Here is a 15,650-nt window from a genome sequence, read left to right as displayed (position 1 = left end):
AGATCGAGCCTGGCGCGTTCGTACATTTGGCATTTGACGAGCTTCAAATCGGTGATCTCAATCTCGGTTTGTCCATTGGACCAGATCTGATGGCTGCGGACCGACCGAACCAATATCCCTGTTCGCCTTCGGCAGAGCAAGGATCGCGCAAAGTCTTCGGAATGCGCTACGTTCATCTCCATAGGCCCGGCTTTGTGGATCACCGCCTGCCATTCTCGCGGGTCTGGGGCGACGGCACCACGTCCAGCTGCGATGGACAATTTTTCAGGGGCGCGAAGCGAGGCGCATCCGGCGGCGACATCAACGCCCGCTACGGCGTCGATCATGGCTTCAGCTTCTACACGCACAATTCCGATCAGCGCGCGCCCTACCACGTCAACGTGATCTCGGCGGCGACGCACGAGGCGCCCTATGTCCTTGATGGCCTCACCAGCCATGGCACCGATCTCAGGATCGTAGAGCATTACACCGACACCGGCGGGGCGACCGACCATGTATTCGCCCTGTGCGCCATGCTGGGCTTTCGCTTCTGTCCGCGCCTGCGGGACTTTCCCGACAGGCGTCTCCCGTCAATCGCCCCGGTGGCCGCCTATCCATTTATTGCCCCGCTGCTGGGCAAGCGCATCCGGACCGATATTATCCGTGAACAATGGGGCGATGTGCTACGGCTTGTCGGTTCGATCAAGGCCGGTCATGTTGCGAAAGCTCGCCGCCTATGAGCGGCAGAACCAGCTCGACGTGGCGCTACAGAAAATCGGCAAGGTCGAGCGAACCCTGTTCATGCTCGACTGGCTTGAAAACCCCAACCTGCGCCGGCGTTGCCATGCCGGCCTCAACAACAGCGAGCAACGCCATGCATTGACGCAGGCGATCTACACATTCCGGCAAGGGCGCATCATTGATCGCAGCCATGAAGCCCAGCAATATCGCGCATCGGGCCTCAACCTGGTCATCGCCGCCATCGTCTATTGGAACAAGACCTACATGGGCGCTGCTGTCCAGCATCTACGATCGGAATCGGTCGCTGCGCCAGACCACCTCCTTGCCCATACATCCCCGGTAGGCTGGGAACATATCGCCTTTTCCGGAGACTTTCTCTGGGATAGAGTTGCCGCTTCCGCTGGCCGCAAGGCCCTGAACCTGCCGCAAAATGCCCGCGTCGCCTAAGCGTTCACTGATTGTTCGCCCACAGCGTTGTTTGGCGTACTCTTCACGCTATGCCCTCAACTTCGACTTCGCCACAGGTTTGGTCCGCGTGTAGCCCGGCGGCAGCGAGAACCGGCACATCTTCGATATCGTCTCGCGGCTCAGTCCAAAGACCTTCGCGGCCTCGCGCTGACTATTACCTTCAATAAAAACAAAGTGCCGAACGGCGGCGTAGCTCTCCACGGCAAACATCCTCGGCCACCCCCCTTAAAAGGAGCAACCTCTCCAATGGCTGGTTTTTAAACCGCCACGCTCAACAAATCGCTGGCGTTCCTTTGGCCCGGTTTCTCACCGCCCTCCACAATGTGACAGTGGTGGTCAATTAAACGAAGCATGGCTGTCACTGATTGGTCACAGAATTGTCGCTGCCCAGCTCTAGGTGCGCCGCAACAATCAGGGGAACTCATATGCGAAACAAGCTTTGCCTCGCCGGTGTCAGCGCTCTTGCACTGCTCACATCCACGCCGGTTCTCGCCCAGGATTTGGCGCCTGCCGACGAAGGCGAAGCGATCGTCGTCACGGGGCAGCGCGCGCAGCAGGAACGTGCGATCGAGATCAAGCGCAATGCCGTCGGTATTATGGATGTCGTCGCGGCCGACGAGATCGGCCAGCTTCCCGACCGCAACGTCGCCGAGGTGATCGAGCGGCTGCCCGGCGTCGGCGTCCAGTACGACCAGGGTGAGGGACGCTATGTCGCGATCCGCGGCATCCCGTCGGACCTCAACAACTATACCGTCAACGGCTTCGAACTCGGCAATCCCGACGGCAACACCCGCCGCTTGCCGCTCGACATCGTCTCGGGGCAATTGCTCAATCGCGTCGAGGTGACCAAGGCGAAGACCGCCGACCTCGACGCGCAGGGCATCGGCGGCATGATCAACCTCGTGACCCAGACCGCGTTCGACTTCGCCGAGCCTTTCGTTCTTTCGGCGAACGCGCAGGTTGGATACCAGACGCTCAATGAGAAATATCCGATCCGCGGTGACGCGAGCGCCGGCGGCCGTTTCGGCGGCGACGAGCAATTCGGTATCCTGATTGGCGGCAGCTATTCGAAACGCGATTTCCAGAGCTTCGGCATCTTTCCGGACGATTGGGCGGCGTTCCCCGGCGCGGCGCGCGAAGGGATGCCGACCAATATAAAATATACCGACTATCAGCTCGAGCGCGAACGCATCGGAGGCATCGCCTCGCTCGACTGGCGCCCGAGCGACACCACCCATCTGTGGGCTCGGGGCCTCTACAGCAAGTTCACCGAGAATGAATATCGCCAGCGGTTTCGGCTCGATTTCGCGACTCAGGCGCAACGGGACAATGGGACGGTAACATTGACCCCCGATGGCTTGACCGGCGTATCGACGGTGACCGAGCAGCGATCGGACCTGCGGCTTGAATATAAGGAGAAGTCCGTTCTCGTTGGCATGATCGGCGGTAAGACCGAGGCGAACGACTGGACCTTTGACTATGGCCTGGCACGTTCACACAACGAGGTGGTCGAGCCGAACCAGCTGTGGCAGTTCCGCGGCAATCCCGGAACAGTCGATTTCGACTTCACCGACAAGTTATTCAGCGCGGTTCCGCGTACCCCGCTGTCACCCAGCAACCTGGGTTTCCGCCAATATACGGTTCAGGATGAAAGCGGCGACGAATATATCTGGACGGGCCGGCTCGATGTAACGCGAAAGCTCGGCTTTGGCGACGACAGCTGGTTGAAGGTCGGCGGCAAATATCGCGCGACCGACAAGGTTTTCGATTCGAATAACAGCATCTTTTCGCGTGGCGGAAATGCCGCGACGCGCTTTACGTTAGGCCAGTTCGGGTTGCAGGGCGCCGACGTGATTTCGCGTGTCGGCGGCGGCCATGATTATCTGATTACGCCGGTGATCGACGCCGGCCTGATCGATACCTTCACCGCCGACCCGGCCAATGCCGCTTATTTCGTTCTCGACGAGACATCGACGCTTGCCAATGCGACGCTGGGTGATCTCGATCTTGGCGAGGATATCGCCTCGGGATATGCGATGGCGAACCTCGATTTCGGGTCGATCACCGTGACACCGGGCATTCGCGTCGAACGCACCGACCTGACGATCCGGGGGTTCCAGCTCGAGAATGAAACCGACGTCGTCGCCGTTAACGCGAAGCGCAACTACACCAACTGGCTGCCCAGCCTGATCGTGCGCATCGAGCCCAGTGACGAGGTAATCGTCCGCCTTGCCTATACGCGCAGCGTCGGCCGTCCCAACTATTCGGACCTGACCCCTGGCGGCGAGATCAGTTATGAACAGAATGACGACGGGACGTTTGACGGGTCGGTGTCGCTCGGCAATCCGAACCTCGAACCCTATATCGCCGACGCGCTCGACGCCTCGGCCGAATGGTATTTCGCAAAGGGCGGGCTGTTTTCGGTGGGCGTGTTTGCGAAATTCATCAAGAACCCGGTCTATACGCAAAGCTTCACTCTGCTCGACACCAGCTATGGCGGTCGCGACTACGCGGTGCTCGGCTTTTCGCAAAAGGCGAACGGGACCAGTGCCGACATCATCGGGCTGGAGGTCGCCTATCGTCAGCAGTTCGACTTCCTTCCCGGCTTCCTCTCGGGCTTCGGGGTCGAGGCGAACATGACGCTGATCGATTCGAAGCTGAAGGTGCCGGGCCGCGCCGACCCCGCGGCGTTCCCCGAGCAGTCTAACCTGCTCTATGGCGCACAGCTCTTCTACCAGAATGGGCCGATCGAGGCGTCGATCGCCTATCACAACACGGGCAGCGCGCTGATTTCGCTCGGCGCCGACATGCTCGGCGATCAATATAATGACGACCTGCGCCGGCTCGACGCCAAGGCTTCGTTAGCCGTGACCGACAATGTCAGCCTCTTCGTCGAGGGGCAGAACCTGACCGACGAGCCGACGCGCCAATATCAGGGCGAGCGCCGTGACTGGATCATCCAGAACGAACGCTATGGCCGAACCTTCTACGCCGGCGCGTCGGTGCGCTTCTGATGCTCGCCGCCGCGCTCTTGACGCTTTCGACGATCGCGGCGCCCGAGGCCGATCAGGGCGTCGCGTCGGACCGGAGCCATGTCTATGCCATCGATAATTATGCGATCGGCAAATATGACAAGGCGAGCGGCAAGCGGGTTGCGGGGTGGGAGGGCGATCCGAAGCTGTTTCCGCATCTCAACAGCTGCGCGGTGGTCAAGGCCGAGCTTGTTTGCGCCGCATCCAACTATCCGAAAGTGCCGATGGCGAGCAGCGTCGAGATTTTCGACGCGAAGACGCTCCGCCATATCCGCACGGTGAGCCTCGGCCGCATGGTCGGGTCGCTGACCGCGATGGACTGGCACGGCGGCAGCTGGTGGGCGGTGTTCGCCAACTACGACGACCGCGGCGGCGAGCCGGGGCGCGACCACCGATTCACGACGCTCGTTCGCATGGACGCTTCTTTCCGTCCCCTCGAATCCTGGCTGTTCCCCGATGCCGTGCTCGCGCGCTTCGCGCCCAAAAGCTGTTCGGGTTTCGCATGGGGGCCCGACGGATTGATGTATGCGAGCGGGCACGACCGACCCGAAGTCTATGCGCTGCGGCTGCCGAAGGCGGGCGCGACGCTCGAACTGGTCGCGACGCTTCCCGTGCCGACCGAGGGGCAGGCGATCGACTGGGACCCGGCCGAACCACGCCTGCTTTGGTCGATCGACCGGCGCGCCAAGCAGTTGCATTCGACCCGCATGCCGCCGCTCTGAGGTCGTGCGCGAAAGCGGCGCGGTTTTGCTCAAATCTGGCCGCTGCACGAACATGACGTAATCGCGGGTGCGCCGGCGATGGTCCAGAAGCACGAGATGGCTGGAAGGTTGGTTGCCCCCCGATAAGATGAAGTACGGGCTCGGGCCCAGCATCAAAGGAGGACAACCGTGGCTCAGTATATAGGACTCGACGTTTCCTTAAAAGACACTTCGATATCGGTTCGTCAGGATGGCAAGCGCGTCTGGCGCGGCAAGTGTGCATCCGAATTCATTCATGCTCCCGAAGTTACCTTCAGTTGCCTCATGTAAATGCTCCCGTAGCATATTTGGGCTGGAGGGGCGATGGGCGGCGGAGCGCAGGCCTGCGATATTGCCGAAGCGTAGCCGCCCATCGCCCCTCCAGCGTCAGCTCGCCATGGAGACGCTTGGCGTCAGCGCCATTGGGCCGAACACCAGTTGATGCGCTTGCTCTGCGCGCCAGATCTTCAGGCGTCTTTGCACCGTCCGAAGCAGGGCGTCGGGATGTTCTCCGGGATGGACGGCCTGCAACTTGTCCAGCAGTTCACGCCCGGTCCGCCATGGCTCGGCCAGGAACCAGTCGTGCAGTTCGCCCGTCACGGATAGAAGGGGATCAGGCCGCCGCCGCTCTCTCTTCGGTTTCGACGCCGCCCCGGCGGTCGGCCGGATTTCGCCATCTCGCCAAGCGATGCGTAATCCTGTCAGGAACTGATCCAGGGCGTCGTTGATCGGGGGAGCGGTTTGCGGCGTAACATCCGCGATGGTGGCAAGACGTTCCTGGCCACGCCGGATTTCGTGAAGAAGGCGCACGGGATCGAGTTCGGCGAACACGGTGGTCAGTCGATCGCGTACCGCCCCCGTTGTTCGCGGATCATCCAGGAGGCGCTGGCACGGCGTCGCCGGCGCGTGATGCCGCTTGATGACCCTGGCGCCATCGCGCCGCTTTTCCGCCAACTTGAACGAGGGCTGGAAGAAGTTCACATACAGGCGCAAAGCCGCATAAAGTTCGGCTAGGATCGTGGTCGCAGCAACGCCCTCATAGCGATGATATCCCACCATGCGGCGCACGATGGCACCATTCTTCTGTTCAACCCAGGCTTGATCGTTCTTCCGGTAGGCGTCACCTCAAGGTTTGTGCGCCAGACAACGATTTGGCGGACATAATGAGAACACTGGCTATGCCACGAGTTTGAGGCGGGCCATGGGATCGTTGAGGGTGCGGAACTCGCCAGGGGAGAGCCGGTTTGCCCTTTGCCACAGATAGTCGCCGGTCAAACTGATATGCACCCAGCCCATCGGCGAGAGATGGGCAAGCAGCGCATCATCGAAGGTGCCGCCGGATGATTGGAGATGCTGGGCGGCCCTGTCCATATAGACGGTGTTCCAGTAAGAAATCGCCGCGATCAGCAGATTGAGGCCCGATGCCCGATATTCCTGATTCTCGATCGAGCGATCGGTGAACCGCCCCTGTCGGTTGGTGTAGATCGCGGCGGCAAGGGTATGACGTGCTTCGCCTTTATTGAGGCCGGCCTGGCAGGCGCGACGCAAGTCGGGCTGTTCAAGCCAGTCGAGCGCAAATAGCGTCCGCTCGATGCGGCCGAGTTCGGCCAGCGCAAAATCCAGCCTGTTCTGGCGCTTGTAGGCGGCCAGCTTGCGCAGGATCGCGGAGGGCGCAACGGCTCCTTCCTTAATGGAGGCGACGATCCTGACGATGTCATCCCAATCGGCTTCGATCGCCGCCGTCTTGATCGTGCGGCCCATGAGGCTTTCGATGCCTTTGTAGGTCGAAGGCGCGGCGATCGAGCCGAGTTTCCGGTCGGCGATGTCGCGCAGACGGGGCACGAACCGGAAGCCGAGAAGATGGCAAAGGGCAAAGACATGGTCCGTCGCGCCGCCGGTATCAGTGTAATGCTCATGCAGCGGTAGCGCGCCGGCGCCGAGCATCAGGCCATCCAGCACGTAGGGGGCCTCGCCGGCGGTGGCCGACATGATCCGCGATCCGAACGAGGCAAAATGATCGGACAGGTGGGAGTAGATCTTCAGGCCCGGCTCGCTGCCATATTTCGCATTGATGTCGGCCGCCGCCGATCGGTTGCGGCCCGAGCGGAAGAACTGCCCATCGGAGGATGAACTAGTGCCGGCTCCCCAATGGCGCGTGAAAGGAAGATCATGGTGCGCGGCAACGATCATCCCCAACGCGGCCTGATAGTTTTCGGGCGACAAATACCAGTTGTGGGTCCAGGCAAGCTGGGCGTAGCTCACCCCGTCGCTGGCGTTGGCCATGCGCTCTAGACCCAGATTCGATCCATCAGCGAGAATGGCGGCGAGGATCGCGTGCGGGTTGTCATGCTCCTTGCCGGACCGAAGATCGCGAAATGCGCTCAGGAACCCGGTGCGCTCGGCCACCTCGACCAGGAGTTCGGTGATCCGCACGCGCGGAAGCAAGGCGTCGAGCCTGCGATCGAGAGCCTCCGCCTCGGGTGGAGTGATCGCCGGCATGGGTTGCAGCTTGAGCCGGTCGCGTTCGAGCGCCACGCCCGCGAGCCTGTTCGCCTTGAGTTGCTTGGCGAAACGGCGCAGCCGCCAGTCGAGCGTCCTTGCCCGCTCCTCCAGATAGGCGGCCGCATCGGTCTGGAATGGCAGGCTGTCGGCCACCTTATCGGCATCGCGTCGACTCAGCAAATAGGTGTCGAAGCGGCGATAATTGCGGGTTCCTTCGACCCATATGTCGCCGGCGCGCAACCGATCGCGCAGCGTGGCCATGATGGCCGTCTCGTATCGCCGGCGATCGACCTGGCCACCTTCGGTGATGAGGCGCTTCCACTGCCGGTTGGCGAATGGGAGCGGAACGCCCTCGGGCAGGCTGCGGGCCTTGCGGGCATTGGTATCGCGGATGACCTCGATGGCCTTGACCAGTTGCGATCCGCTCCCCGATGCCTTGAACGTGAATGTATCGAGGAAAGCCGGGCTGAACCGCCGCAGCGTCGCATAGCGACCAGTCGCCGCGACAAGCGCATCTTCGCCCGCCAGCTCGGCCAGCGCATCGACCTGCGATTTGGCTGCGACCAGTCTGTGCCAGCCTACCGCTTCGTCGATCAGTTCGAGCGGATTACCGCCATGTTCGACCGCCTCTCCCAGCGCGGCGATCGTCGCGCCGAACAGCCGCATAAGTTCGCCGACCGAGCGGATGCTGTCCTGATAGCGCCTTTCCCGCCCGCGCCGCGCCCGTGTGAACAGGCTTCCGACAAGCCTGTCGAACATCTGGATCGCACCATCGGCGAGCCTGGCATCGAGGTCGATGACCGCCGCGATCAGCGTCGCGCGGCGCCTGTTAAGGCTATAATCGGAGAGCAGGAACGCCGGCGCAACGCCACCTTCGCGCATGAACTGCGCGAACCGGAAGTCGGGGATTTTCGCGCCGATCGCCGGGTCGATGCCGATTCCGCGCACATAGCGTAGCCGTTCCAGCAGCCCGTTGATGTTCGCCGTGGTGGGCGCTTCCTCGAAATTGCGCAGCCAGGCCAGCGGCGTCATGCCGAAGTCGCTGTTGTTGACGATCAGATCATCGATCCGCGCCAGTTCGGCATGACCCAGGCTTTCGACAATGAGCGCCGCCGCGGCTTTGCGGGCGCGTGCCCTGCCGGCGAGGCCCGCACGTTCGAGCGTGTCTGCCGATGGAAGAATGAAGCGTTCCTGCTTCAGCCCCTCCATCAATGCGCGGACAATAGGTTCGCCCCGATCGGTCCGCTCCGCAGCTCTTGCGGCGAGATCGAGCGCGAGCGGTATATCCCCTCGCCGAAAAGGGTGTAGCCCCAGATGCCGTGCCGCAATGTCGGCATGATCGTTACGTGTTTGCGCGCGCTGGCCATAGTCGGCGAACGCATCAACATCGACGAAGAGCTGGGCGGCGAGATAGTGAAGGACCGCATCGGGGACGTCGACGTCGGGCTGCAAACCGAAGCCGGGATGCCGCATAAGCGCGATCTGCGTTGCCAGACCGAGGCGGTTGGCAGGGCGATAGCGGCGACCGACCAGTTCGAGATCCTCGGCGGCAAGGGTATAGTGGCCGACGATCGCGGTTTCGTCATGGGGGATATCGAACAGGCGACGCCTTTCTTCTCCGGTCAATAATCGCCGCCGCGCCATCCTGCCTCCATCCCGAGTCGAGAGCGACAGGCTAGCGTCAATCTGGAGTATAGCCTAACCGGACGTCAGGATGCAGCGGCGGTTTCTGTCAGGATAGGGTTATGGCAAGCATTTATTGACGCATGTTCCGCCGTGTCATAGAATTCAACCTGACATTTTGACCGGAGGCGGCGATGAAAGGCCAGAGGATCGGTTACGTCCGGGTGAGCACATTCGATCAGAATGTCGATCGCCAGTTGGACGGGCAGTCGCTCGACCGGATTTTCACCGACAAGGCATCGGGCAAGGACATCAACCGCCCCGAACTCGATGCCATGCTCGCCTTCGCCCGCGAGGGTGACACCGTCGTGGTCCACAGCATGGATCGATTGGCGCGTAATCTCGACGATCTGCGCAAACTGGTTCAGTCCCTCACCAAAAGAGGCGTCCGGATCGAGTTCGTGAAGGAAAGCCTGGCCTTCTCGGGCGAGGATTCCCCGATGGCCAACCTGATGCTCTCGGTCATGGGTGCGTTCGCCGAATTCGAGCGCGCCCTGATCCGGGAGCGGCAGCGCGAAGGCATTGCGGTCGCTAGACAACGCGGTGCTTATCGCGGGCGGAAACGTTCCCTCTCCGACGAAATGGTCGCCGAGCTGCACCGCCGTGTTGATGACGGCGAGCGCAAGGCCGTCATCGCCCGTGACCTGGGGATCAGTCGCGAAACCCTCTACCAGTATCTCCGCGCTGCCACCTGAGCCGGTTTCACCCAGCCTCGCTCACCCTTAGGCTTGTCTGATTGATACGACCAATGTCACGTCTCTTGAATTGCTTGAATCATATCAATGAGGATTGGAGGTCTCCTTCGTCAAACGAATGGCAAGAGCGCGACCGATTGCCGCTGCGGCGACTGGCTGGACGGCGCTTGGCGGAAATGGTGCAACCGAACTAGCATTGATCTCGCAAAGCGCATAGGAGCCATCGCTGATGGCTTCACCAGGGCGAAATAGGAAGTCGGCGTCCCAAAGAAGCGGAAGATCGTGGTCGGCGATCGACAGCAACCTTTGCATCTCTGGAATCCAGCGATCCTCCATCGCTTTCCGTAAGGCTGCGAAGCGCGTCACCTCCGGTCCGAACATGGCGCGGCCCATCGGCTGTGGGGTTGACGACGTTGTATCAATGGCCGTTGGCGTCATCAGCGCAGTGATCAGGTTGTGCCCAAAGCCAACCACTCGGTGCCCGCACACGTAGCAGCGGACCATGCCCTCGGACGACTGCGGCTGATAAGCCTGATCGATCAGCACGCCGCCGTCGTTTAGAAACGGCACCCACCTTTCCAAGCACTCGGCTAGGCTGATGCGCTCCGATTTGCTTCCTTGGCGGGCCTCTTGAACTTTCACCGACGTTTTCAAAGCCGGAGCGTTTCCCGCTTCGTCTAGTTGGACACGCCATACATTCCTGCCGCCGTTGCCGTAGTTCGGCTTCAGCACGCGCGGGCCTGCGGCAAGATGTTCGGGGAAACGAGCGCGAAGGCCTTCAGCGTCCACGTATCGATCGACATCGCTGCCCCATTCCATGGATCGCGTTGTGTAGAGCACTTCCTTGACGCCGATTTTGGCGATCACGTCAGGATGCGCGCTGACGACAACGCCGCACCCCGCGACTTCGCGCAGCATTGGATCGAGCTGCGAGCGGTCGCCTGAAATGTCCAACGGATTCACCCAGACCAGCACTGCGTCGCACGACAGCAGCTCGTCCCGAATCTCGCGAACCGCCTCGTCCCTGTACAGTACAGGCCTTGCGGTCGCCCCGAGCGCCCGCAAGGCCTGCATTATCGGCCACTGCCGGGCTTCATGAAAGCGATGCGTCCACTCGGCTGCTTGCCCACGCCAAAGAAGAGCGATGTTCGGGCCGGATGTCATTGTTGCATCTCCCCATCGGACCTGTCCCCTTTGTGGTCGCGAACTCAGGTGTCGCGCAGCAGTGGGTGTTAAGCCACGGCGGTCGGGTTCAGCCGCCGCCGCGCAAAGCCGCGGCATAGCGCCGGTCGACCACTTCCCAGTCGATGTTGCGGAAGAAGGCGTCGACATATTTGGCGGCGGCGGTGCCGTAATCCATGTGGAAACTGTGCTCGTACATATCGAGCGCGAGCAGCGGCACGCCGGCAATCGCACCGTGCATATGATCCCACGCCCAATGGTTGTGCAGCGAGCGCGTGTGGAGATTGTAGACGAGCACGCACCAGCCCGATCCGCCGGCAAGGCTCATCCCGGTACGGCGGAAGTCGGCTTCCCAGCGGTCGAACGAGCCGAACGCCGCGCCCAGCGCGTCGCGGATGGAACCGGCTGCCTGGCCGTTGCCGCCGAGCCCGTCGAAATAGACCTCATGGAGCACGACCGAGCCGGTGCGGTGCAGCTCCTCGCGCTTCAATCCGCCATAGACCACCGGCGGCAGGTCCGTGTCAGCGAGCGCGGCGGCAAGTCGTGTCTCGATCATATTCAGGGCCTTGACCGAGCCCGCATAATTGTTCTCGTGGTGCGATGTGATCAGCCTTTCGGAGAGGCCGTGAAGCCTGGCGGGATTGAACCTGAGCGGCTTGACCTGATGATTTCCGGCAAAGGCGGGGACAGCCGCCGGCGCTGCGGCCGGCGTCTGCGCAGAGGCTTCGTTGATAGTCATGGCGGCGGCTCCGATGCCAAGAGTTGCGATTGCACTGCGTCGGGAAAGATGGTCGATCGTCACGCGTCACTCCTTCAGATGATCATTACATATGCGGCCCCGAGGACCGAGCAGACGCCGAGCACCGGCAGCATGCCGGCCTTGAACCGGAACATGGCGAGTATCGCACCCACCGCGAGCGCCAGCGCCGGCCAGTTGACGGACGTTAGGACTGGGAGATCGATGGTGCCGGCTGCGAACGGCACTTCGCGGACTTGCTCGAACAGAGTGTGGATACCAAACCAGACCGCCAGATTGAGGATCACGCCGACCACTGCGGCGGTGATCGCCGAAAGCGCGGCCGACAATGCGCGGTTGCCGCGCAGCCGCTCGATGAATGGCGCGCCGGCGAAGATCCACAGGAAGCATGGCAGGAAGGTAACCCAGGTGGTGAGGATTGCGCCGAAGGTCGCGGCGACGAGCGGCGGCAGCCCGGTCGCTTCGCGGAAGGCCGCGAGGAAGCCGACGAACTGCGTCACCATGATCAGCGGCCCGGGCGTGGTCTCGGCCATGCCGAGCCCGTCGAGCATCTCGCCGGGCTGGAGCCAGCCATAGGTCTCGACTGCCTCCTGCGCGACATAGGCGAGCACCGCATAGGCGCCGCCGAAGGTCACCACCGCCATCTGGCTGAAGAAGGTGGCGATGCGGCTGAACACGTCGTCGGGGCCGAACGCGAACAGCAGCGCTGCGACCGGCCCGAGCCAGAGCAGCAGCAGGACGCCGGAGATGCGCAGCGACCAAGAGAGGTTCGGCCGGGCATGGTCGGGAAGGCCCTCGCCAAGAGCGGTGTCGCGGTCGTGGATTATCTCAGCGCCGGCGGGACCATGTCCGCCGCCGCCCTTGAATGCGGCGTAACCAGCGCGGCCACTGAAGAAGCCGATCAGCGCGGCGGCAAGCACGATCAGCGGGAAGGGCACGTCGAGCACGAAGATCGCGACGAACGCCAGCGCGGCAAAACCGCGCATGACGTTGTTCTTCAAGGCACGCGAACCCACCCGGACCACCGCCTGTAGCACCACCGCCAGCACGGCGGCCTTCAATCCGAAGAACAATCCCTCGACCAGCGGCACTTCGCCGAGCAGCACATAGACATAGCTGAGCCCTAAAATCGCGAGGAAGCCGGGCAGCACGAATAGCGCGCCCGCGACCAGGCCGCCCTTGGTCTTATGGAGCAACCAGCCAATATAGACAGCTAGCTGTTGCGCTTCAGGGCCGGGCAGCAGCATGCAATAGTTGAGCGCGTGGAGGAACCGCTCCTCGCCGATCCAGCGCTTCTCCTCGACCAGGATGCGATGCATCACCGCTATCTGGCCCGCCGGTCCGCCGAAGCTGAGCAGCGCGACCCTGATCCAGACGCGCACCGCCTCGCCAAAGCTGATGCCGTGCTCGTGCAGCGTCTCGACTGCGATTTCAGCGCGTGCGCTGGCCTCCATCTTTAGTCCTCTTTTCGCCGGGTGAAGTGAGCATAGAATCCGTCGAGCGCGGTCGATCCGCGCGCGATCCGCTCCTCGTCGTCGTCGGTGCCGGCACAGATGCCGGCGATAAGCGCGCTCACTCCCGGAGTTTCCGGGCGCTCGAACCGAGCATCGGCAATATCAAGGTCGTGAACAATTTCGCCGAGCGCCCGCAGCGCGGGGTCGGTCTCGAGACCGGTGAGGAACACCAAGGTCTCGAAGGAGCAGCGGTCGCCTTCGTGGGTGAACTCAGCGTCCGCCATGTCGAACCTCAGTTCGTCAGGCTCCGGCACATATCCTTTGCCCTCGACGAACTTGAAGCTCGCCTCGGGGTCGATGAAGCGGCGAATGAGCCAGGCGGACGCGATGCGATCGACATGGACATGGCGGCGCGTCACCCAAACGCGGCGCTTTAGCTCCGCCGGGGTCAGCTCGGGCGCACCGGGGCCGCTCACATCGGGATGTTGGTGAGAGCGGCGGTCCGCCTCGGTGATGGCGGCCTGTGCCGCCTGCCGACCATGCGCACCGAAAAAGTCGATCGCGGCGACCTCGTTCAGGCGTTTGCGCAGGCGGCCCACATCCGCCGCCGCGACATACTCGCCCTCACACAGCGCGCGCGCCTCGCGTGCCAACTCCTCATAGTCGGCGTCACGCGCAGCGTCGAACACTCCGCGCAGCTCCGCATCGCCCATGCCGCCGACAAGGCGCGCTTCGAGGATCAGCGCCTCGCCGCCATTTTCGGTGATCTCGCGATGCAGTTCTTCGAACAGCGCGCGCGTGTCCTCGCGATTGGGGAGCGCATGGACGGCGTTCTTGAGCGGCGCGGCCCCGATCGCCTGCAAACGCCGCCAGACCTTCACCCGCAAATAGGCAGGCTTAGCCGGAAGCTGCGGGATCAGGAGCAACCAAGGGGAAGCTTGTGTGTTTGTCATAGTTGTATCGTCACTAGCCTACAAGTGTAAGGGTTGCATCACAAGCCTCATGAGCATAGGACTGCTTATCCCGAAGAAAGAAACCGGAGCGTAATGTCGCGGCTCGCCGGCGGCGCGCTCGCATGACGTGAGGCTTTCCGTGTCGAGTGCGCTGATGAAGGATCAATTATGCTGAAAAAGACCATCGCCTTGGGATTCGCCAGCCTCCTGCTGGCAAGCCCGGCTTGGGCAGCGCCGGACTGGTCGGCTGTCGACCGGGCGATAGGACGAGCGGGGGCCGAACAGCCGGGGGGCGTTCACCGCTACAGCTTCCCGCGTTCGGACCTGAGCGTCACGCTGGATGGGGTGACGATCAAGCCCTCCCTCGCGCTCGGCTCTTGGGCGGCGTTTCAGCCGATGGGCGACGAGGCGATGGTGATGGGCGATCTCGTGCTGACCCACGACGAGGTGAACCCCGTTTTGAGCCGCCTGCTCGCAAGCGGTTTTACGATCACCGCGCTCCACAATCACCTGCTCCGCTCTTCGCCTGCGACCATGTACATGCACATTGCCGGCCACGGCGACCCGGTGAAGCTCGCGGCCGCGCTCCGGCAAGCGCTATCAGCCAGTCGGACCCCGCTCGCCGCGCCGCAATCGCCTTCGGCCAGCGCAGCCGCATCGCGGCTCGACCTCGATGTGGCCGCGCTCAACCGGTTGATGGGCGGTGAGGGCAAGACGGCCGGTGGCATCCTCCAATACAGCTTTCCGCGCGCCGAGCGGCTGATGGACGGCGATATGGAGACTCCGCCGACGATGGGCACGGCGACCGCGATCAACTTTCAGCCAACCGGGGACGGCCGAGCCGCCATCACCGGCGATTTCGTACTTGTCGCAAACGAGGTCGATCCGGTCCTGCGCGTGCTGCGGACGAACGGGATCGAGGTCACGGCGCTGCATAATCATATGCTAAACGACGAGCCGCGGCTGTTCTTCATGCACTTCTGGGCCAACGACGACGCAGCCAAGCTCGCCCGTGGGCTGCGCGCGGCGCTCGACAGGATGAACAATCAGAGGAGTTGAACTCGGACGACGGCTCATTGGGCCGTAACCGCCGCCCGCCCGACCCCACGGCCCTTATGCAGGAAGTGGAATGGAACATGGCTAGCAAACGAACTCTCACTGTTGTCGCAGGCGTGGGCGCGGCCGCGCTGGCGATCGCGGGCGTGGCGATCGCGCAAAACCACGAGGCGAACGAAAACCGGATAATCGGCAAGCACAGCGAACGAGACATCCCGCTTGCTCAGGTGCCCGAGGCCGCGATGAACGCGGCACGCGCGCAACTCGCGTCAATAAGCAAAGCGGAGCAAGTCACCCGAAAGGCGGACGGAAGCACGCTCTATGAAATCAAGGGCAAGAACAGCGACGGAAAGACGATCGAACTGTTCGTCACGCCCGAAGGCCAGGTGCTCGGCCGCGAATGATGGA

The 15,650-nt window shown here is 62.5% G+C and carries 11 protein-coding genes and 2 pseudogenes; 6 read left to right on the top strand and 7 right to left on the bottom strand.

Features of this window, described 5'->3' with window-relative positions:
• Nucleotides 1-200: 200 nt before the first annotated feature.
• A pseudogene (locus tag ATE70_RS24255) lies at nt 201-1,167 on the top strand (Tn3 family transposase); the annotation flags it as partial.
• A 57-nt stretch (nt 1,168-1,224) separates the two neighbouring features.
• Here the strand turns inward: ATE70_RS24255 and ATE70_RS10730 are convergent.
• A pseudogene (locus ATE70_RS10730) lies at nt 1,225-1,398 on the bottom strand (IS21 family transposase); the annotation flags it as partial.
• Nucleotides 1,399-1,613: 215 nt separating this feature from the next.
• Here ATE70_RS10730 and ATE70_RS10725 point away from each other — a divergent pair.
• Entirely contained in the window at nt 1,614-4,202 is a 2,589-nt protein-coding gene (locus ATE70_RS10725; RefSeq protein ID WP_058537922.1) for a TonB-dependent receptor, read from the top strand.
• Nucleotides 4,202-4,942: a hypothetical protein gene (locus tag ATE70_RS10720; protein ID WP_058537921.1), complete on the top strand. Its 741-nt coding sequence runs from the start codon at nt 4,202-4,204 to the stop codon at nt 4,940-4,942. Before ATE70_RS10725 ends, ATE70_RS10720 begins: the two co-directional genes overlap by 1 nt.
• A 405-nt stretch (nt 4,943-5,347) precedes the next feature.
• On the opposite strand, the gene ATE70_RS10715 is transcribed toward ATE70_RS10720, so the two are convergent.
• The gene (locus ATE70_RS10715; RefSeq protein ID WP_156419810.1) at nt 5,348-6,028 is read right to left on the bottom strand and encodes a hypothetical protein; all 681 of its coding nucleotides are present in this window, start codon (nt 6,026-6,028) and stop codon (nt 5,348-5,350) included.
• A gap of 108 nt (nt 6,029-6,136) precedes the next feature.
• On the bottom strand, nt 6,137-9,106 hold the full coding sequence (locus ATE70_RS10710) for a Tn3 family transposase (RefSeq protein WP_008603805.1): 2,970 nt from the start codon (nt 9,104-9,106) through the stop codon (nt 6,137-6,139).
• Nucleotides 9,107-9,279: 173 nt separating this feature from the next.
• Here ATE70_RS10710 and ATE70_RS10700 point away from each other — a divergent pair, with 173 nt between their 5' ends.
• Nucleotides 9,280-9,840: a recombinase family protein gene (locus ATE70_RS10700; RefSeq protein WP_017184234.1), complete on the top strand. Its 561-nt coding sequence runs from the start codon at nt 9,280-9,282 to the stop codon at nt 9,838-9,840.
• An 84-nt stretch (nt 9,841-9,924) separates the two neighbouring features.
• Here the strand turns inward: ATE70_RS10700 and ATE70_RS10695 are convergent, their stop codons facing one another.
• From ATE70_RS10695 to ATE70_RS10680, 4 genes are all read right to left on the bottom strand, one after another.
• The gene (locus ATE70_RS10695; RefSeq protein WP_157784811.1) at nt 9,925-11,004 is read right to left on the bottom strand and encodes a Cj0069 family protein; all 1,080 of its coding nucleotides are present in this window, start codon (nt 11,002-11,004) and stop codon (nt 9,925-9,927) included.
• Between the two features lie 88 nt (nt 11,005-11,092).
• On the bottom strand, nt 11,093-11,761 hold the full coding sequence (locus ATE70_RS10690) for a superoxide dismutase (RefSeq protein WP_017184236.1): 669 nt from the start codon (nt 11,759-11,761) through the stop codon (nt 11,093-11,095).
• 74 nt (nt 11,762-11,835) lie between these two features.
• Nucleotides 11,836-13,233: a chromate efflux transporter gene (gene chrA / locus ATE70_RS10685; RefSeq protein ID WP_017184237.1), complete on the bottom strand. Its 1,398-nt coding sequence runs from the start codon at nt 13,231-13,233 to the stop codon at nt 11,836-11,838.
• Between the two features lie 2 nt (nt 13,234-13,235).
• Entirely contained in the window at nt 13,236-14,186 is a 951-nt protein-coding gene (locus tag ATE70_RS10680) for a chromate resistance protein ChrB domain-containing protein (protein ID WP_025160483.1), read from the bottom strand.
• A gap of 168 nt (nt 14,187-14,354) precedes the next feature.
• On the opposite strand from ATE70_RS10680, the gene ATE70_RS10675 reads away from it, so the two are divergent.
• Both ATE70_RS10675 and ATE70_RS10670 read left to right on the top strand, forming a co-directional pair.
• Nucleotides 14,355-15,245 carry a DUF1259 domain-containing protein gene (locus ATE70_RS10675; RefSeq protein WP_008603797.1) on the top strand — a complete coding sequence of 297 codons (891 nt, stop codon included), beginning with the start codon at nt 14,355-14,357 and terminating at the stop codon, nt 15,243-15,245.
• Nucleotides 15,242-15,646 (top strand): PepSY domain-containing protein, encoded by a 405-nt coding sequence (locus tag ATE70_RS10670; protein WP_228165648.1) that lies wholly within the window; start codon nt 15,242-15,244, stop codon nt 15,644-15,646. The genes ATE70_RS10675 and ATE70_RS10670 overlap by 4 nt, the downstream gene beginning before the upstream one ends.
• Nucleotides 15,647-15,650: the final 4 nt, after the last annotated feature.

This window comes from Sphingopyxis sp. H053 (genome assembly GCF_001468225.1).
In the GTDB taxonomy this organism is placed as follows: Bacteria; Pseudomonadota; Alphaproteobacteria; order Sphingomonadales; family Sphingomonadaceae; genus Sphingopyxis.
This window is presented reverse-complemented; position numbering and strand designations above follow the sequence as displayed.